Here is a 20,748-nt window from a genome sequence, read left to right on the forward strand (position 1 = left end):
AAAATACCCTTAAAATCTCTGGGCAATTCATCCAGAATTAACAAATTTGATTCGTAAAATAAATACCTAATTACGAATTTTCCATAAACTCCATAGAAGAATGCAAGGCATTATTCAACTCTATACCTAAATTGTTATAATAGGTCTTAAAATGTTCAAATTGCTGTAACCATTCTTGATTATCCACCCTACTGGAAATCCAATCTTTGGCCAAGGGGTTTTCACAATAATAAATAGACCGCAACGCCTGTTCATTATAACCTTCCCTAAGAAACAAGGCACAAATCGCCTCCAACATCTCTTCTATCTGCTGCTTAGAAAATAAAAGTGTCGGGTTTATTTTGGCATCATAGCTTTCAGAGAATAATTGTGAAAAAATCACATATCTTACTTGTGGATCGACCCATTTTTCACTTTCGTTTATCTTACCAAGCAAATATTTAAATATTGTAGGAAGATGGGCTACGTTTATGAAGAAACATGCCGCTGTCTCCAACGACTTTTTATAGACAAAACTATTTCTAAATTGATCCTCCCCTAACTCTAACATCGCCTTTGCTATTTCTAGGTTAGAATCATTTTCATCGGTAAGTAAATTAGGAAAGCCACTGTAAGGGCTTTTAGTTATATCATAGGCCGAATATTCTATAAAAGTAAACAGTTGCAGTATTGTTTCTTTCTTATTAGGTATATTATTGAACCATAAAAACTTAAAACATCTTTTGGCCAGTTCTTTGTCTTTTACATTTACCACCGTTTCTAAGAGTATTTCCGGCTTTAACTTGCCCAGAATATCATCAATGGCTACAAAGTGCTCAATCTTTTCCTCTTCTGGTGTCTTAAACCTGTCAAAACCCTTAAAAGAGTCTTCCAATAATTTAAGGGCCTCTATGACTTCTTTTATATGTTCGTTTTTTTCACCTAAGACCTCTTTAATATCTTGGTAATGTTCACTAATCTCATTTCCTTTAAAATAGTGTTCCGCCGCTTCTTTTAATAGTTTCTTATTGGTTACCAAATCTTTTACATCCCACAGATATATTTCGGCAAACTTGCGTTTATGGGATTCTTTCCACAGATCTTTATAATCTAGTAATTCTTTAACCAAAGAATTGGCATGCACAGCTTTATCCTTTGTATTTGGATTGCATGCATGGATATAAGAAAGTAGTGGTATTTTGTATTGTTCTTTTCTTAACAGGGCATCAAAACTACTCCATAAATTGAAATTCAGAAGGTTGTTCTTTAACCATCGCATACGTACAATCAAATTTTCTTCAAGATGTGGGTAGACAGTAATGGATTTCCACCACAGATTTAAACGTTCGGCGCTACTTTTATAGCTCTGCGTTATATATATCAAATAGGCCCTTCTTATTAAAAAGAGATTTTTAAATTCGCCCCCTTTTTTTATTTCCACATCATAAAAAGCATCGGTGTGCTCAAAAAACAATAATGCCTTTTTAGTTATTTCCAGTTGCCCTACCTCAATGTTCTCTTTAAGGATCGAAGCAACTTCGTTGTATCTGGAATCTAAAGAAAATCCAAAGTGTAGCAACCAATACAACGCTACATAAGGATCATTGGTGAACATAGGTTTTTCATCATTGTACTTTTTTGATACTTCTTCCGAATCTTTAAAAACACCAAAAGGGGATACCGTTTTACGATGCGCCCAATCCATGAATAAATTAGAAATCCATTGATATCTATAAGCTAAGGTCAGGGTATCGGGTACTCTTTCCTCTGCTTTTTCCCTATAATTGACTTTGTGTTTTTTTGCGTTTTTAATTTTTACCGGAACTATGCTTCCATCATCATGTCTATAACCATAGGTACCGGACTTACACCGCCTGTCTACCAATATCCAATCTCCAGAACTTGGGTATATCTCCCCTTCCTTAACCTCTGTATCCTCATAGATACCCAATTTTTCCAACCCTGCCAAGTCTCCATAATGCTCGCCCCAACTTTTCATATAAGACAAAAACCTTTCTATTTGCAGAGGGGTTTCGTCTACCGGGGTGCTTGCATTTTTATCAATGATATTCTTCTTAGAGACCAATGCTGAATACAGAGCATCGTAATTGAATTTTAAATAAGTTTTCTCACTACGGTCTATTATTTTATCTTCAATTATTGCATTAGTGTATAAAGAATATTCTGAATTATATTTTAAAATAGTACCTATATCTTCTTTATGCCTTTTGGCATGCAGCAAAATATCCGTTTTACTATTTTCCCCAAAATAAATACCCTTATGAGGTAGGTAATCATTTTGGGTAATGTTATTTACTAGCACATCCCCTAAAACTATTAGCTTACTGTAAGAAGCAGCTATGATCAGATCGTTTGCAAAGACGTTTCCGGTGATGATAAGCTGACTTCCACTAAAAATTTTTCTGAAATTAGTATTCTTGGCCAAGTACAGTACTCCGTTCACTTTTAAATTTCCATCTATTATCAACGGTTCATTTCCGGTAAGTACCAAATGGCTTGGTGTTTCCCAATCTTCGTTTATAAATTCAAAACTTGTATGCGCAAAAGTAGGATCGTACTTTTCTTGGTCATACACCAATTTCTTTAACTGGGGATATTCTTTTAAAAGAGCACCCTTTCGCTTTATATCTTCTTCCCTTTTTCTTTTTTTTGATAAACTCTCTACAACAAGTTTCACCAAATTATCCGAATACTCTTTAGTAAGAAAAATATATTCTTTTTTGTAGGCCTCTATCAATCTCTGCGATACTTCCTTTCTTTCCTTATAAAAAAGAAAAAACAATGCCCCACATGCCCACACAACAGCGTAATTGTCATATAACTTTATCAGTATCTCATAATGATACGTTGGATCAAAATATTCGAAACTTAACGATTCACGTTCTTCTTGTTCTTGTAATTTTTTTAATGAAAGACCACTTAAAATTTTAGCTATCTCCGAAAGTGGAATAGCGGTAAAGTTGTTTTTTCCTCTTTTAAACTTTTTGATGCGTTCAACATACTCATATTTTCTGATTGTAGTAAACTTTGGTTGACTACTAATTTCATCATTGAAATCTTTAAGAGGAAATACATCTGACAAGTGATAATCACCCTTCTCTAAATCATTGCAAATTAAAAAGCAGCATGGCCATTCCAGCGCTTCCCCCTTTGTTCTATCTACCCAGAAATAAAATTGTTTTTCTTCTAAAAAAGTATCTGATTTATCCAAATCATCCAACTCTAGAAGTGATATGGCATCTTTTAAAATTACTTGATCTACAAATGGCAAGTTCCCTTTCTTTCTTGAAGGATTTTCTAAATAACGGTATCCCTTTTCCACCATTTTTAAGAGCAGTTTTTGCCCCTTATCATCTGCCGTACCGTATGTTTTATATTTTTTGGTGGTACTTTTTCCTGGTGTACCAACTTCGCCTTCTGTAATTGTCAAAGAATAATCGTCCGTAACTATTTCCCAAAACTTATGAACCCCATTACTCTTATACTCTAAGTAATCTCTCATTAAATACGTAATTTGAATCTAAAATTACATTACAATTTATGTACGCCATATACACAAATGACAATGTTTAACAAACAATATTTTATTGATAATAATTCCTGTAAAAAAATGATTATTTCGTAAACGATAAATACACATCATCTATCGGTGTGTTTAATTGGCAGGTAAAGTATAGGTGAATGTTTAAAAAGATATATCTTGTTTAAAAACACCTAGACCTACTGTTTAAAACGCCCTAACCCTTCTTTCAGCCAAGTCTCATAGGTTTCGGCATCGGTGTTCTGAATAGAACTATTCAACACTTCCAATTCAGGCGAAAGCAGTACATAAAAAGGTTGTGAAACCGCATTGAAATTTACATCCTGAAAAGTACCCCATTTTTGGGCTATATTTTGAATACGTTTTATTCTACCGGAATCATATTGAAAATCGAATTGCTCGTTCTCCGGAAGTTCTTTTCTATCATCTACATAGAGCGATATAAGCACGTAATCATTTTTAATCATCGAGTATACATCGGGCTCGCTCCACACGTTTTCTTCCATTTTACGGCAGTTGACACAAGCCCAACCCGTAAAATCTAAAAGAATAGGTTTGTTGTTTTCCTTAGCAAAGGCCAACCCCTCATCAAAATCCTTAAAACAATCTATACCAAGCGGACAATCGGATTCTTGTTCAAAGACACTGTAAAACTCAGGTGGAGGAAAACCACTCAGTAATTTAAGGTCGGTCACTTTTGTTAGACCAAGAATCAAATACAAAGTAAACAGGGCACTGATGAGCCCTACCGACTTTCGCCCTACCGATAATTTTGCTTTTGGCCCATCGTGCGGAAACCTAAATAAACCAAAAAGGTATAAGGTCATCAAAAGTCCTATAAATATCCAAATACCTAGAAAAACCTCTCTTTTTAGTAGTCCCCAATGGCCCACAAGGTCGGCATTTGATAAGAATTTAAGCGCCAAGGCAATTTCTAAAAAGCCTAGCACTACTTTTACCGTGGTCATCCATCCTCCTGATTTCGGCAAAGAATTTAACCATGCCGGGAACAAGGCGAACAAGGCAAAAGGAAATGCCAGCGCTACACCAAAACCGGTCATACCTGCTGTTAAATTAGTCGCCATATCACCTTCCGCTAACGTGGTTCCTCCCAGCAAGCCCCCCAATATAGGACCCGTACAAGAAAACGATACGATGGCCAGGGTAACGGCCATAAAGAATATACCCAACACCCCTCCGATTTTTGAGGAAGCGGCATCCATCTTGTTTGCCCAAGAACTTGGTAATGTAAGTTCATAATAACCAAAGAACGAAAAGGCAAAGAAAATAAATATGGCGAAGAATGCCAGATTAAGCCATACGTTAGTGGCTATAGTATTTAATATTTGCGAATCTACCGAATCAAATAGATGAAATGGCAGGCTTAACAGAAAATAAATAAGCACTATAAAAAACCCATATAAAAGTGCATTTGCAATACCTTTTGACTTTTTTTGTGATTGTTTGGTAAAAAACGAAACGGTAAGAGGTATCATAGGAAACACACAGGGGGTAAGCAATGCGATCAACCCACCTAAAAAGCCGAGGCCGAAAATAATCCATAGATTAGAACCGCTGCCAATATTCTCTTGACCCTTGGTAAGCAACTCTTTGTTCTTTAAGTCTAATTTTAACTTTGAGGTAAGGGCCTTGCTTTTATTGTCTATTGTGGCTACATCAGTAGCTATTTCAGAACCATCCAAAGAAAAAACAAAGTCTATATCCGCAGGAATACACACCTCTTTACAGACCTGATAGAACAAGTTCACCTTGACCTTTTTTACGTCGGGTTTCAATAACTTTATTTTTTGCGTAAAAACGGCCTTCTTTTTAAAGAAGGTTTCCTCTACTTCAAAAATATCGCTGTATTCTTTAAGAGTGGCGCTTTCTTTTGCTTCACCAACAAGCTCATAATCGGTACCTACCTCATAGAAAGTAAACTCACTGGGCAAAGACCCGCCTTCGTCGGTATATTGCGAATACACATGCCACCCTTCGTGAATATCCCCCTTTACAATAAGCTCGTACTCAGTATCGGAAAGCTGGTTCACCTCATGACTCCAAATTACGGGGTTATCGTCGTCTTGCGAAAAAATTGCAACCTGACTTAAAAACAGAAAAAAAACTAAAATAATACCTCTCATATTTTTAATGCTACCCTTAATATTTTTGTCGTAGAATCCTTTATTTTAAAACGATCGTCAGCTCGCCTGCCTATTACCCAGACTATTTCATCATTGGAACACAATAGCCATTGCGCATCTTTGGCAAGAAGATCCATTTTTTCGTCCTTAAAGTATTTCGACAACTTTTTTTTGCCATGAAATCCCAATGGATAAAAATAGTCGCCCTTTTTCCATTTTCTTAACTTCAATGGATACTTTAACGTGTTTTTATCTAAAAAAATTACATTTTTAACATTCTCTTTGTTTTCTTCAACTACTGAAAACTCTAGTTTAATAGGAGATTGTATGTTGCTTGCCCCCTCCTCTATGGTATATTCTATATTTTCATTGTCCAAAGTACCAAACAACATCAAATATTCCCTATCCTTTAGAAGCGTAAAATTCTCGGAACACACCTGTTTCCCGCTCATGGAATCCAGCAGCTCCATAACATTGTTCCATTCGGTAAAACCATAGTCGCTCAGCAAACCATAAAGATAGGCCTCTAAGGGCTTTAACTTTTTCAACTCATTAACGGGTATCTTAATGATTCCGTTTTCTTCTACAAACAATCTACCCTTAATGTTCTCCAGTTCATTTTTTGCTATCGCCTGGGTCTGGTTCAAATACTTTTGGTTATTGTTGAAGTTGTGAAGAAAAGTAGGGTGCAACTCTTTTAGTTTTGGAATAATGTTCAACCTAATCTTGTTTCGCAAGTATTTGGTATCCTTATTACTCTCGTCCTCTCGCCACTGAACACCATTTTTTTGTGCGTATTCTAAAATTTGCTCTCTAGAATATTTGAGCAAAGGCCTATAAACATTGTTCGATTTAACCGGTATACCCGTTAACCCATCTATACCGGCACCCCTTGACAAATTAATAAGGAATGTTTCTAGATTGTCGTCGGCATGGTGTGCGGTTACCAAAATACCCAAACCATGTTCAGACATTATCTCTTTAAACCAGGCATACCTTAACTCACGTGCTGCCACCTGAACGGAAACCTTGTTTTTTTGAACATAGCCAGTGGTATTAAAATGAGTTACATATAAGGGTCTATTTAGCTTCTCAGCCAATTCTTTAACAAAAAGCTCATCACCATCGCTGGCATCTCCCCTTAAATTAAAGTTACAATGCGCCAGAGAAAAATCCATGTTCAATGAATGGCATAAATGGGCCAAAACCACACTATCTATACCACCGCTACAAGCCAGTAAAAATGGACCTTTTAATAGTTCCGGAAAATCATTGGAAACATGTGTCTTAAAATCATCTAGCATAATGCAAAGTTAACCATTTAGCGATGTAAGCGCATATGCATTATTCTAAAACTTGCCGCATTGCCTTGGCCTTCAGCAAACATTCCTCATATTCTTTTTCGGGTACAGATTTGGCGGTGATGGCACTGCCCACGGCATAAGAAAGATACTTTTTTGTCTCGTTATATAAAATACCTCTAATAACGACATTAAAATCAAAATCGCCATTGGGGGCAAAATATCCGACCGCTCCGCTATAAAGTCCTCTTTTAAAAGATTCCATCTTTTCTATAATTTGCATGGCCGAAATCTTCGGGGCGCCTGTCATGCTTCCCATCGGAAAAGTATTTTTAATAATATCCACAGGGTTCTCCGCAGATGCCACCTCACAGGTAATGGTAGATATCATCTGGTGTACCTGCTCAAAAGAATACACCTTGCACAACTCTTCTACAACAACACTGCCCTTAAGGGCGTTCTTAGAGAGATCGTTCCTCACCAAGTCTACGATCATAATATTTTCTGAACGTTCTTTGGTGTCCGATGCCAGTTTGTCTTTTAGCTCTTGATCCTTTTTCAACGAGGATGATCTTGCCGCGGTACCTTTTATGGGTTGGGATACAATTTTATTTCCAGATTTTTTAAGATATCGTTCCGGACTGGCACACAGTAAAAATTTATCGAATAATTTTAAATAGGCCGCAAAGGGAGCCTTAGAAATAGTATTCAGTTTTGTATAGGTACCCAGAGGGTCTATAGAAACATTTTCGGCATAAAATTCTTGACAAAAATTAGCTTCATAGATATCACCTTTATGTATAGCGCTCAATATTTCTTTAAGACGCTTAAAATATTCGTCCTTAAAGATTCTCATCTTTATCTTAATATCTCCTTTTTCTTTTCTCCCCTCTTCAGGTAGGGCATTAATATCGAGTATTTCCTTTAAATCCGAATCAATTTCATCCGAAACCATATTTAGGTAACAAAACTCTACTTTGTCGCCTTTTATCTTTATTATTTTTTTAGGTTGAAAAAAATAAAGTTCGGGAAACTCCAAGCCATCGTAGTTATCGGAAACCAGTTTTTCGGTATCATTTTTAAGATCATAGGACAAATACCCAAAAATCCAATCGTTGGTCTGGTGTTGATATTCTTTAAGATCATCGAATGCCTCGTATGAATCGGTAGATATACCGGTAAGACCGTCTACAGCCAAAATGGCGTCATACGAATTATAGGTATCGGTATACTGATTACTATCGAGCAAAACAGCCTCATCGAATTGTTGGGCCCACACCAACATCGATGTCTTAAAAGCTTCAATATCCGTAACGCTATGCGAAAATGTTTGCCTCAACTAGTAAGAAGTTGCTTCTAAAAATTCTTTTAAGACCGTGCCGTGCGCTTTTGCCAAGTCTGCATCCACGATACCCTTGTCCTTATCAAAATTCTCATAATAACTTGGCAATGAAAATGTTCCTGTGACTATAGCGCCAAAACGGGCCAGCAATTTTTCACAAACCTCCAAAGAACCGATAGCTCCGCGCTTACCGCCAGAGGTTGCCATGAGCATTACCTTTTTATCCTTAATAAATTCCCTATCCAATCTAGACAGCCAATCTATAAGATTTTTAAAATATGCCGATGGATTGCTGTTATGTTCATTTACGGAAATGAGTATACCGCTTGCAGCTTGAATATCGTTCTTGAACTCTACCAAAGAATTGGAGAAGCCATTTTCTCTTTCATAATCTTCACTATACATAGGAAAAGGACAATTGTACATGTTCATTAAACGCACCTCTCTATCCTCGATCAGGCTAGCGGTATAATTAACCAATTGATAGTTAATGGATGTAGATGAATTACTGCCTGCAAAACCAAAAATATACGCCATAAAATTTTGAAAATAAGTATGGTACGAAAATAAGCCAAAACCTATTGAGTTGCCAGTATTTTATATAATTTTGCCGTTTTAACATCTAAGCATACTGTAAATTAAGTATATAGGATACCAAAAGATAAAATGAACGATCACCAAAAAAGGTTATATTTTATTGATGCCATTAGGGCATGGGCCATATTAATGATGCTCCAAGGGCACTTTATAGATGGCCTTCTGGACAATGCCTTTCGTGACAATTCGAATATACTATTTAGTACATGGAAATATTTTAGGGGAATTACAGCCCCCGTTTTCTTTACCGTTTCAGGGTTTATATTTACTTATCTTCTTATTAAGGTTCCACAAGTCGGATGGAACAATCCCAGGGTAAAAAAAGGAATCAAACGAGGTTTTGAGCTTTTGATCATAGGGTATTTATTGCGCCTTAATCTATTTGGTCTTTTAAAGGGCGAGATCTATAGTTCTTTTTATCTGGTAGATGTACTGCACTGTATAGGGCTGTCCATTTTAGGTATTATCTTAATTTATTTAAGTAGCGCTAAAGCAAAAAAATGGGTTTTCGCCAGTATATTACTATCGGTCACCATTATCCTCTTTATTTTAGAACCCGCCTACAAAACTCTAAATTTCAACGTTTTGCCACAATGGCTAGCCAACTATTTTACCAAAACAAATGGTTCTGTCTTTACTATTTTTCCTTGGTTCGGCTATACCACTTTTGGTAGTTTTATGTCCGTACTATTTACCAAATACAAAAACAGTAAATTTCTTTACCCTACGGCAATTTCATTGTCCGTAATCGTTGGTTTGGCCCTTATTCTATACTCTTCCAATTTCTTTTTAAGTATATCGAATATAACGGGCATTCAGGTTTTTAGTGACATCTATTTTAACAACTACCTGTTTATTCGTTTGGGTGACGTTTTGATCGTTTTCTCCATTTTTATGTTGTTTAGACAATTTTTGACCAATAAGACGGGGTTACGATTAGGGCAAAGTACCCTTTCTATCTATGTAATTCATTTCATTATTTTATATGGAAGTTTCACCGGATTGGGATTGTATGGTTTTTTTCACCATACCCTTACCCCATGGGTGGTTGTACCCGGTGCCATTTCATTTATGATCGTATGTTCTTATTTGGCCTTGCGTTACGAGGACAAAAAAACAGAAATCAAAGAAAGCCTAAAAAAGGTCTTCACTATTATTAGACTTCAGACAGAAAAGTTTATCGTCATCCTTTTAGGGCACACCAGAACCTTTATATCCAAACTTGTAAAGTTATTCGGTTTTATAAAAAGTTAGTTCTTTTCGCTACCAACTATAAAGAAACAGCTACTTGTTAAAACAAAAAAAAGCAGCCATAAAGGCTGCTTTTTTTTATCCTAAATAAATTGTAATTCTCTATTACACATGCAACGCACGGTCTTCGGTAGCCGCTAGGGCAGCTTCTTTTACCGCTTCGGCATACGTTGGGTGCGCATGGCTCATACGGGCTATATCTTCCGCAGATGCCCTAAACTCCATTGCAGTTACCCCTTCGGTAATCAAATCTGCACATCGGGCACCGATCATATGCACGCCCAGAACTTCATCCGTAGTTTCATCGGCCAATATTTTCACAAATCCGTCAATATCCATACTAGCCCTTGCACGCCCTAGAGCACGCATCGGAAACTGGCCTACTTTATATGCTATACCTGCCTCTTTAAGCTCTTCCTCAGTTTTTCCAACCGCGGCTACTTCTGGCCATGTATATACAACTCCCGGAATTAAATTATAATCAATATGAGGTTTTTGACCTGCCAACTGTTCGGCCACAAAAGAACCTTCTTCTTCGGCTTTGTGCGCCAACATGGCCCCTTTTATAACATCACCTATCGCATAGATGTTATCTACATTGGTCTTTAAATGGTCATCTACGGCTATCTTGCCCCTCTCATCTACTTTTACACCTGCAGCCTCAAGGTTAAGCCCGTCGGTATAAGGTCTTCTTCCAACCGATACCAAGCAGTAATCCCCTTCGAATACCACTTCTTTTCCTTTTTTGTCATCTGCCTTTACCGTAACCTTGTCTCCTTTTCGTTCAACGGATTTAACTTTATGCGAAAGTGCAAATTTCATTTTTTGCTTCTTTAGCACTTTCGTCAATTCTTTTGAAAGAGCGCCGTCCATACCTGGTATAATACGATCCATGTACTCTACCACGGTTACCTCTGCACCCAATCTTTTGTATACTTGACCCAATTCCAATCCAATGACACCTCCACCGATTACAATTAAATGTTTTGGAACCTCTTTTAATTTTAATGCTTCGGTAGACGTAATAACACGCTCTTTATCTATTTTGATAAATGGCAAGGTAGAAGGTTTTGAACCCGTAGCTATGATAATGTTTTTTGCTTCGATGGTTTCGGTCTTACCATCGTTTTTCTTGATATTTACATGGGTGGCATCTTTAAAACTACCTACCCCCTCAAACACCTCGATCTTATTCTTATCCATTAAAAATTGAACGCCTTTGGTCGTTTGATCAACAACACCTTGCTTTCTAGCGATCATTTGCTCAAGGTTCACTTTTATCTCACCAGGAATATCGATGCCGTGTTCCTCAAAATGTTTAACGGCGTCTTCATAATGATGCGAAGAATCCAATAATGCTTTTGACGGAATACATCCTACATTAAGACAAGTACCTCCTAATGTGGAGTATTTTTCGATTATTGCAGTTTTCATTCCTAATTGCGCACAACGTATTGCCGCAACATATCCTCCAGGACCAGAGCCAATAATGGCCACATCATATTGATTCATAAATTTATTTTTTTTGCTATTGTAAAATTAATGCTTTTTTAATTTTTAGAGGGGTATTGCAGTGGAATGCTTTACTTCTTTTATCGTAAAAGAGCTTTGCGTACTCCCAATATGCGGCATAGCTGTTAATTTTGACACCATAAACTCCCTGTAATCCTCCATGTCCCTAACATGAATTTTTAACAAGTAGTCAAAATCACCACTTAAATGGTGGCACTCCACCACTTCTTCCAGCTTTAAGATTGCATTTTCAAAATGACGAATGTTCTCTTGTGTATGCTGCACTAATTTTACATGGCAAAAAGCCGTAAAACTTTTTTCTACCTTGTTCTTATTTATTAGGGCCACATACGATTTAATCGTATCGTTTCTTTCCAACCTTTTGATCCGTTCGTAAACAGCCGTTGCGGAAAGCCCCAACGTATTCGCATACTCCTTTGTAGTCTTTTTACAGTCGGACTGTAACAGCCCCAATAACTTTATATCAATTTTGTCGAATTTCATAATGAATAATTTTCTGATTTTAGTGCCACCTATGCATCACGATAGATGAAATATCCAAATAAATCTTATAATTAGATAAATTTACTATATATAATCACATCTATTGACAATATATCTGCATTACTGTATTTTTAATGACAAACATTTTAATTATGAGTCATAAAGAAGCCAACGATTTACAGGATTTACAATATTTCGGAGAATACGGAGGTGTTAATCCTTCCATATCAGATTCTTCCACCTATACATTTCTATCTGCAAAAACCATGTTCGATACCTTTGAGGGCAACACCGAAGGCTGCTACCTGTACAGTAGGCACTCCTCCCCTTCCAATCTATATCTAGGGGAAGCATTGGCCGCTTTGGAAGGTACCGAAACGGCAAACGTTACCGCCAGTGGCATGGGTGCCATTACCGCGGTAATATTACAGTTATGTAATGCCGGAGACCATATAATTAGTAGTAGAACCATTTATGGTGGCACTTATGCCTTTATGAAAAACTTTCTAAAGAAATTTGATATTACCACCTCTTTTATCGACATCACCGATCTAGAGGCCATAAGAAAAGCTATTAGGCCCAATACAAAAATGATCTATTGTGAGAGTGTCAGCAACCCTTTATTGGAAGTAGCCGATATCTCTGCGCTATCTCGCATATCAAAGGAAAACGATATTCCCTTGGTCGTAGACAATACGTTCTCTCCATTGACCATTACACCTGCAAAATTAGGCGCGGATATCGTTATCCACAGTCTCACTAAATTCATTAACGGTACCAGTGATGCCGTTGCCGGTGTTGTCTGTGGCACCAAAGAATTCTGTTTAAGTTTAAAAGATGTAAACAACGGTGCCGGAATGTTGTTGGGCAGTACTTTGGACAGTCTTAGAAGTGCCTCCATCCTTAAAAACATGCGGACATTGCACATACGTATTAAAAAGCACAGTGAAAATGCCCACTTTTTAGCGGAAAAATTTGAAAAAGACGGGCTAAAAGTAATTTACCCCGGACTACCATCACATAGCGGCCATTTGATCATGGAAGACCAAATGAATCCCCAATACGGCTATGGAGGCCTATTGACCATGGATGTAGGGTCTTTGGAAAAAGCAAATACCCTTATGGAAATGATGCAAGAACAAAAACTGGGTTATTTGGCCGTAAGCCTTGGTTTTTATAAGACCCTGTTTAGCGCACCAGGTTCTTCGACATCTTCTGAAATACCTATGGAGGAACAGATTTCTATGGGATTGGGAGAAGGACTCATTCGATTTTCAATAGGTTTGGATGATGACATTCAACGTACTTACGAATTAATGAAAAAATGTATGATAGACTTAGAAATACTACAACCGGACACCAGTAATGTCTAGCATAGCCCACTTCTAGTTGCACATCTTTTTCATAAATCGTAATATTACAGGATAACCAAAAACCGAGTTGATGATAGATCAAAATTCCGACGAACATAGGGAAAACGAACATATCGTAGAAAATAGAGAACTTAATATTTTTGAAGCTTTGATTCCCGTTGTAGCCCTCGTAGGAATGTTGGCCTATAATGTATTTGTTTTTGGCGATGATGCCTTAAGCGGATCCAACCAGTTTATTTTACTAATGGGTGGGGCCGTGGCCGCTATCGTAGGTTTTTTGAACAAAGTATCTTATAAACAAATGGTAGCCGAAGTGGCCGAGAACGTAAAATCTACCACGGGCGCCTTACTTATATTGTTAATGGTGGGGGCCTTGGCGGGCACTTGGCTGATAAGCGGTATCATTCCTGCCATGATATATTACGGATTGCAAATTTTGAACCCTACGATCTTCCTGGCGGCCTGTGTCATTATCTGTTCTATTATTTCGGTAGCGACGGGCAGCAGCTGGACCACCTCTGCCACCGTGGGTATCGCTTTGATAGGTATTGGAGAGGCTCTTGGCATCTCATTGGGGATGACTGCCGGAGCAGTGCTTTCTGGCGCATACTTTGGCGATAAACTTTCTCCCTTGAGCGACACTACGAACCTGGCACCCGCTATGGCCGGAGGAGAACTTTTTAGTCATATCAAATATATGACCCTGACCACAGTACCAACCATCCTTACAACATTATTGGTTTTTGTTATTATCGGTTTTAATTTAGATACCTCTGGAAACGCTCCGGACATAGAAGGAATACTTCACTCTATCGATAACACTTTTACGATTAATGGCTGGCTCTTTATCGTACCGATAATCGTAATATTTTTGATCGTAAAAAAAACACCACCATTGGCCGCTTTATTGATAGGAACACTTCTTGGGGGAGTGTTTGCCCTTATATTTCAACCTACTATTGTAGCGGGCCTTACCAATTCGTCGGAACTAACGTTTGAGTCAGGTTACAAGGGTATCATGAACGCCATAACCGTAAACACCTCGATACCTACCGATAACGAAGCGTTAAACGATTTGTTTTCAGCAAAGGGAATGGCAGGCATGATGGGCACTATTTGGCTGATAATATGTGCAATGGTGTTTGGTGGTATTATGGACGGTATTGGCGCACTTTCTAGAATAAGCAGTGCTTTGTTAAGCATGGCAAAATCTGTTTTCGGGCTTTTTGCCAGTACGGTCGCTAGTTGTTTGGCACTGAACGTAACCGCATCAGACCAATACCTTGCTATAGTTGTTCCCGGTAAAATGTTTTCAAAGGCCTATGCCGATAAAGGTCTGGCCCCTGAAAACCTAAGTAGAACCTTAGAGGATTCGGGTACCGTAACTTCCGTATTAGTACCATGGAACACCTGCGGAGCATACCACAGCGGTGTATTGGGAGTTGGCGTAGCGGAATACTTTGCCTTCGCAATTTTCAACTGGCTGAGCCCTATAATGACCTTGATCTTTGCCGCTTTCAATATCAAAATAAAGCAGTTGGCTTCCAAAATCAACCAGGGATAAATTCTTTACAAAAATTTAACAAAAAGTCTAATTATGCATTCGTTATTTTTAGGCAGGTTTTATTGTCGATAACTCAAAAATCATCCTGTTATATTTTAACATTAACACTAATCCACCTACCTATATTCACTTATTTGAAAAAATTATTATTGTATTGATTTTTCTTATTTCGGATTATACGAACAGACCTATATTGATTATAAATTTGCTTCAAAATGAATCAAATAAATAATTATAAAAATGGCTTACGTAGGTAAAAAATTTCCAGATTTAACAGTTAACGCAATGAATGATTTGGGCGACACATTCCAAATAAACGTTTTGGAAGAAGCTCAAAAAAACAACAAAAAAGTAGTATTGTTCTGGTATCCAAAGGATTTTACTTTTGTATGCCCAACGGAACTACACGCCTTTCAAGAAGCGGCAAAAGAATTTGAAAAAAGAAACACCATCGTAATCGGTGCATCTTGTGACACGGCAGAAGTTCATTTTGCTTGGTTGAACACTTCTAAGGACAATGGTGGTATTGAAGGTGTTACCTATCCTATTTTAGCGGATAGCAATAGAAACCTAGCTTCAACATTAGGTATCTTGGACATTACCAATGAAACCTATGACGAAAACACTGGTTTGGTAATGGTAGAAGGTGACAACGTAACATACCGTGCCACTTATTTAATAGATGAAGAAGGTACTGTCTTTCACGAAAGCATCAACCATATGCCCTTAGGTAGAAATGTAAACGAATACCTTCGTTTGATCGATGCCTATACACACGTACAAAAGAATGGCGAAGTATGCCCAGCTAACTGGGAAGAAGGCAAAGAAGCCATGACTGCCAATAGGGATGGTGTTGCCAACTATTTGGCTGCACACGCCAACTAAAATTAACCATTCATAAAACACGTTACACCAAACGCATTTGCATTGGTGTAACGTGTAAACATAAAATAAGATCAAAATGGTATTAGAATTAGAAAAAGACAATTTACAGGAGATTATTGCCGAGAACAAAAATGTTGTCGTGCAATATTCTGCGGGCTGGTGCGGTAATTGTAGAATAATGAAGCCTAAATTTAAAAAAGAGGCTACCACCCATGAGGACATTACTTTTGTAATTGCCGATGCCGAGAAATTCCCTGAAAGCAGAAAATTGGCCACGGTAGACAACCTACCAACTTTTGCGGCATTCTCTGATGGAGAGTTCAAAAGTCAGGTTCAGACCAATAAATATGATGTTCTAAAAGAGTTGATCAATGAAGTTGCCAGTAATTAAACATTTGACCAATTTTATTGAAAAGAACGATGAGGACTACCTGATCGAGACTATAGAAACCTTAGAGGACCTAACGGAAGTTTCTTCATTAAAAGACGAAGAACTGGATGTTATCGGCGAATTGATCTCTAACATGTACGGTGCTTTAGAGGTTAACAAAGCCATCAAGGAAGGGGTGCCCAAAAAAGAGGCCTTGAACAGTTTTATGTCCAGGGTCATGGGATCTATAGACTCTTAGTACAGGTTTAACATTTTATTTAAACGGCCACTCATAAAAGAGTGGCCGTTTATTTTTATATTCACTTACATATCCTCTTAATATTTTATAATTTCACACTTTAAACGTAAAAACACTGATTATGGCTACTGTAACCCTAAAGGGAAATGAAATACACACACTAGGAAACTTACCGGAAAAAGGCAGTAAAGCTCCTGATTTTGAATTGACAAAAAACGATTTATCTACCGTGAAGCTTTCAGACTATCTTGGATCTAAATTGGTATTGAACATATTTCCAAGTGTAGATACAGGCACTTGCGCGCAATCTGTAAGACAATTTAACCAAGAAGCCGCTGAATTGGACAACACGATCGTTCTTTGCATATCTAAAGATCTACCATTTGCACAAGCCAGGTTTTGTGGAGCGGAAGGTATAGAGAACGTTGAGATGTTATCCGACTTTAGGGACGGCAACTTCGGAAAAGGCTATAATCTAGATTTTACCGATGGTCCCTTGGCTCCATTGCATTCTAGGGCTGTCGTGGTATTAGATGAAAACGGCAACATACTTTATACCGAACAAGTATCAGAAATTGTTGATGAACCCAATTATAAAGCAGCTCTTGAAGCTTTGATGGATTCATAATATCCAAAAACGAACATGTCCAAAGAATCTTTTTTGGTAAATCGCATTAAGAGCGTGGGCTTTGCCCTACGCGGTGCCCTATTATTGATCAGGACCGAGGCGAGTATAAAAATCCAAATATTCATTGCGATCGTAATGACGGCCGCAGGGTTTTACTTCGAAATCTCCAATACCGAATGGATCTTACAAATATTTGCGATCGCTATGGTATTGGGTATTGAAGGCATGAATACCGCCGTTGAAAAAATATCCGATTATGTACAACCAGATTTTGACACAAAAATCGGGTTCATAAAAGATATTTCTGCAGGTGCGGTTATGCTCGTATCCATTGCATCGAGCATTATCGGCTGTATTATTTATTTTCCGAAAATTTTTTAAAAATTATAGTCTGATGGCTTAGGGGGTAAATTTGTATTTTTGCCCCCAGAATAAAGATTTCATGGCAAAGAAGGCAACCAAAACAAAGCCCAAGGCAAAATCGGCAAAGAAAGGTAACCCCTTTAAACTATCTAAACAGAATAAAATTATTTTGGGTAGTTTATTGATACTTTTCAGCATTGCCTTGTTTTTCTCTTTTGTTTCTTTCTATTTTACTTGGCAAGACGACCAAAGCATTCTTTCTGAGTTTAAGAACCGTAACGAAGAGGCCAAAAACCTTTTGAACAAGTTTGGCGCTAGCATCAGTCATCTCTTTGTCTACAAGGGATTTGGAATCGCGTCGCTTATTTTCCCCTTTCTTTTATGCCTCTCGGGCATCTATATGTTTTTGGGCCTTGATAAAAAAGGGTTATGGAAAAAATGGATCTGGGGATTTATTTTCCTGATCTGGTTTTCTATCGCTTTCGGATTTTTTGCGGTAAAAAGTCCTTTGTTAGGTGGGCTTGTAGGATATGAAATGAATGATTTTCTACAGGATTACACCGGCAAAATAGGCGTTCTTTTACTATTGGTATTTGGTTTGGTATTTATTTTGGTGCGTTTGTTCAATGTAACACCAGAGGATGTAGCCTCTTTCTTTAAGTCTAAAAAACAGGCCTTATCATCAGAATTCAAAAATCAAAAAGAAACAAAAACCGAAGAAGAGCCTTCTATTGTAAGTACCGAAGAGGAAACCCCTGTCGTAATCGACACTTACACCCACAAAGAAGAGATTCCCCACTTAAAAAAGGAAACAAAAACAGAAAAGAAAGATTTGGAAATCGCTTTCCCCGAAGAGCCGGAGCCAGAAGAGCAGTTGGCCATGGAAGTGGAACAAATCGTAGAAGAGCCCGAAGAAGTAGATGTACTTGCAAGTAAACTGGTAGACGATTTTGGCGAGTTTGACCCTACCTTGGAACTTGGCAATTATAAATTTCCTACGATAGACCTTTTAGATCCACATGGGGTTACCGGTGGCATCACTATAAACCAAGAGGAGCTTGAAGAAAATAAGGACAAGATCGTAGAAACCCTTAAAAACTACAAAATAGGAATTGCCCAAATAAAGGCTACCATTGGCCCTACGGTCACTTTATATGAAATAGTCCCCGAGGCTGGTGTCAGAATTTCCAAGATCAAAAACTTGGAAGATGATATAGCCCTATCGTTGGCAGCATTGGGCATTCGTATTATCGCCCCTATTCCCGGTAAGGGAACCATAGGTATAGAGGTGCCTAACAAAAATGCGACTATAGTTTCTATGCGTTCGGTAATTGCATCGAGCAAATTTCAAAAGGCGGAAATGGAACTTCCCATTGCCTTTGGTAAGACCATTAGCAACGAAACTTTTGTGGTGGACCTTGCCAAAATGCCCCACTTATTAATGGCAGGTGCTACGGGCCAAGGTAAATCTGTAGGTTTAAATGCCGTACTTACCTCTTTACTGTACAAAAAGCATCCGGCTGAAGTTAAGTTTATCTTGGTAGATCCCAAAAAAGTGGAACTTACCTTGTACAATAAAATTGAGCGCCATTTTCTGGCAAAATTACCAGATTCAGAAGAAGCCATCATTACTGACAATACCAAGGTAATAAACACCTTGAATTCGCTCTGTATTGAAATGGACAACCGTTATGAGCTTCTAAAGCTGGCCATGGTACGAAACCTTAAAGAGTACAACACAAAATTTAAGGCCCGAAAACTAAACCCCAACGACGGGCATAAGTTCTTACCGTATATAGTATTGGTCATAGATGAGTTTGCTGATTTGATCATGACAGCGGGCAAAGAAGTTGAAACGCCGATCGCAAGACTGGCACAATTGGCAAGGGCCATTGGTATACATTTGATCGTAGCGACCCAAAGGCCATCGGTAAACGTAATTACCGGTATTATAAAAGCCAACTTTCCGGCACGGATCGCCTTTAGGGTAACATCGAAGATAGATTCCAGAACTATTTTAGATGCACAGGGCGCCGACCAACTTATAGGTCGTGGAGACATGCTATACACTCAAGGTAATGACGTAACCCGAATTCAGTGTGCTTTTGTGGATACGCCCGAGGTTGCCAAGATTACAGAATATATAGGTTCTCAGCGAGCATACCCAGAAGCTCATGAGCTGCCAGAATATGTAGGAGAAGATTCTGGCACGAGTGTTGATTATGATATTGCCGATAGGGATAAAATGTTCCGTGAAGCGGCCGAGGTAATAGTAATTGCCCAACAGGGATCAGCCTCGTTGATTCAGCGAAAACTCAAATTGGGATATAACCGCGCAGGTAGGATCATTGATCAATTGGAGGCCGCAGGAATCGTTGGCCCTTTTGAAGGCAGCAAAGCAAGACAGGTGCTTGTACCGGATATGGCATCCCTGCAACAATTATTGGATAACGAAATAAAATAAAAATGAAAAAAGTATTACTTGTATTAACCATTGTGCTTTCAGCCAATTTTTTAAGTGCCCAAAACTCTGAAAAAGCAAAAGCTTTATTGGACGAGGTGTACAAAAAAGTAAAGAGCTACGACAACATTTTTGTGGACTTTAGATTTGACCTAAGAAATGCGGAAGCGGGCATAAATCAAGAAACCAGAGGAGACGTCACCTTGGCAGGAGAAAAATATGTTTTCAATTACCTAGGATCCAAACAACTTTATGACGGAAACAAAGTATACACTATAGTACCAGAAAACGAGGAAGTTACCATAGAGGACCTTTCAGAGGACGAAGATGCCATGACGCCTTCTAAAATGCTTACATTTTACCAAGAAGGCCATAATTATCAATGGGACATTCTACAGAATGTACAAGGCAGAAAAATACAGTACATAAAATTAACCCCTATTGATTCTGAAACAGAAATCAAATCTAGATTGTTAGGTATAGACATGGGTACCAAACACATCTACAGATTAATTGAAACAGGTAAGAACGGTACCAAAACCACGATTACTGTTAATTCTTTTAAAACAAACCAACCACTGTCATCTACCTTATTTACTTTTGACGAGGCTAAATATAAAGATGAAGGGTACTACATCTTAAGAAATTAGGTA

The 20,748-nt window shown here is 38.0% G+C and carries 17 protein-coding genes; 10 read left to right on the forward strand and 7 right to left on the reverse strand.

What is annotated here, in order from left to right:
* Positions 1-70: 70 nt before the first annotated feature.
* The 5 genes from J8L85_RS13260 to J8L85_RS13280 form a co-directional block, all read right to left on the reverse strand.
* Positions 71-3,502, reverse strand: a complete 3,432-nt coding sequence (locus J8L85_RS13260; RefSeq protein ID WP_211017929.1) for a WGR domain-containing protein — start codon at positions 3,500-3,502, stop codon at positions 71-73.
* Between the two features lie 218 nt (positions 3,503-3,720).
* On the reverse strand, positions 3,721-5,685 hold the full coding sequence (locus J8L85_RS13265; protein ID WP_211017931.1) for a thioredoxin family protein: 1,965 nt from the start codon (positions 5,683-5,685) through the stop codon (positions 3,721-3,723).
* Complete coding sequence (gene tilS / locus J8L85_RS13270) at positions 5,682-6,989, reverse strand: tRNA lysidine(34) synthetase TilS (RefSeq protein WP_211017933.1); 1,308 nt, start codon at positions 6,987-6,989, stop codon at positions 5,682-5,684. Before tilS ends, J8L85_RS13265 begins: the two co-directional genes overlap by 4 nt.
* Positions 6,990-7,029: 40 nt before the next feature.
* The gene (locus J8L85_RS13275) at positions 7,030-8,325 is read right to left on the reverse strand and encodes an anthranilate synthase component I family protein (protein ID WP_247656658.1); all 1,296 of its coding nucleotides are present in this window, start codon (positions 8,323-8,325) and stop codon (positions 7,030-7,032) included.
* Positions 8,326-8,865, reverse strand: a complete 540-nt coding sequence (locus J8L85_RS13280; protein WP_211017934.1) for an NAD(P)H-dependent oxidoreductase — start codon at positions 8,863-8,865, stop codon at positions 8,326-8,328.
* A 129-nt stretch (positions 8,866-8,994) separates the two neighbouring features.
* Here J8L85_RS13280 and J8L85_RS13285 point away from each other — a divergent pair, with 129 nt between their 5' ends.
* Complete coding sequence (locus J8L85_RS13285) at positions 8,995-10,179, forward strand: heparan-alpha-glucosaminide N-acetyltransferase domain-containing protein (RefSeq protein WP_211017935.1); 1,185 nt, start codon at positions 8,995-8,997, stop codon at positions 10,177-10,179.
* A gap of 102 nt (positions 10,180-10,281) precedes the next feature.
* Here J8L85_RS13285 and lpdA read toward each other — a convergent pair whose 3' ends face one another.
* Entirely contained in the window at positions 10,282-11,688 is a 1,407-nt protein-coding gene (lpdA, locus tag J8L85_RS13290; protein ID WP_211017936.1) for a dihydrolipoyl dehydrogenase, read from the reverse strand.
* Between the two features lie 45 nt (positions 11,689-11,733).
* Positions 11,734-12,192, reverse strand: coding sequence for an Lrp/AsnC family transcriptional regulator (locus J8L85_RS13295; RefSeq protein ID WP_211017937.1), 459 nt, complete (start codon positions 12,190-12,192; stop codon positions 11,734-11,736).
* A 152-nt stretch (positions 12,193-12,344) separates the two neighbouring features.
* Between J8L85_RS13295 and J8L85_RS13300 the strand changes: the two genes are divergently transcribed.
* The 9 genes from J8L85_RS13300 to J8L85_RS13340 all read left to right on the forward strand — a co-directional run bounded on the left by J8L85_RS13300 (position 12,345) and on the right by J8L85_RS13340 (position 20,745).
* Positions 12,345-13,565, forward strand: a complete 1,221-nt coding sequence (locus tag J8L85_RS13300; protein ID WP_211017938.1) for an aminotransferase class I/II-fold pyridoxal phosphate-dependent enzyme — start codon at positions 12,345-12,347, stop codon at positions 13,563-13,565.
* Between the two features lie 70 nt (positions 13,566-13,635).
* Positions 13,636-15,129: a Na+/H+ antiporter NhaC gene (gene nhaC, locus J8L85_RS13305; RefSeq protein WP_211017939.1), complete on the forward strand. Its 1,494-nt coding sequence runs from the start codon at positions 13,636-13,638 to the stop codon at positions 15,127-15,129.
* Between the two features lie 240 nt (positions 15,130-15,369).
* The gene (locus J8L85_RS13310; RefSeq protein WP_211017941.1) at positions 15,370-16,014 is read left to right on the forward strand and encodes a peroxiredoxin; all 645 of its coding nucleotides are present in this window, start codon (positions 15,370-15,372) and stop codon (positions 16,012-16,014) included.
* 76 nt (positions 16,015-16,090) lie between these two features.
* Entirely contained in the window at positions 16,091-16,405 is a 315-nt protein-coding gene (locus J8L85_RS13315) for a thioredoxin family protein (protein ID WP_211017943.1), read from the forward strand.
* Entirely contained in the window at positions 16,386-16,643 is a 258-nt protein-coding gene (locus tag J8L85_RS13320) for a hypothetical protein (RefSeq protein ID WP_211017945.1), read from the forward strand. Before J8L85_RS13315 ends, J8L85_RS13320 begins: the two co-directional genes overlap by 20 nt.
* A 121-nt stretch (positions 16,644-16,764) precedes the next feature.
* Positions 16,765-17,271, forward strand: coding sequence for a thiol peroxidase (gene tpx, locus J8L85_RS13325; RefSeq protein WP_211017947.1), 507 nt, complete (start codon positions 16,765-16,767; stop codon positions 17,269-17,271).
* Between the two features lie 15 nt (positions 17,272-17,286).
* Positions 17,287-17,652, forward strand: a complete 366-nt coding sequence (locus J8L85_RS13330) for a diacylglycerol kinase family protein (protein WP_211017950.1) — start codon at positions 17,287-17,289, stop codon at positions 17,650-17,652.
* Between the two features lie 61 nt (positions 17,653-17,713).
* On the forward strand, positions 17,714-20,098 hold the full coding sequence (locus J8L85_RS13335) for a DNA translocase FtsK (RefSeq protein WP_211017952.1): 2,385 nt from the start codon (positions 17,714-17,716) through the stop codon (positions 20,096-20,098).
* Positions 20,099-20,100: 2 nt separating this feature from the next.
* A complete protein-coding gene (locus tag J8L85_RS13340; RefSeq protein ID WP_211017954.1) occupies positions 20,101-20,745 on the forward strand; it encodes an outer membrane lipoprotein carrier protein LolA in 645 nt (214 codons plus the stop codon).
* Positions 20,746-20,748 lie beyond the last annotated feature (3 nt).

Origin of the sequence: Maribacter sp. MMG018 (assembly GCF_018100785.1) — a bacterium.
Lineage (GTDB): Bacteria > Bacteroidota > Bacteroidia > Flavobacteriales > Flavobacteriaceae > Maribacter.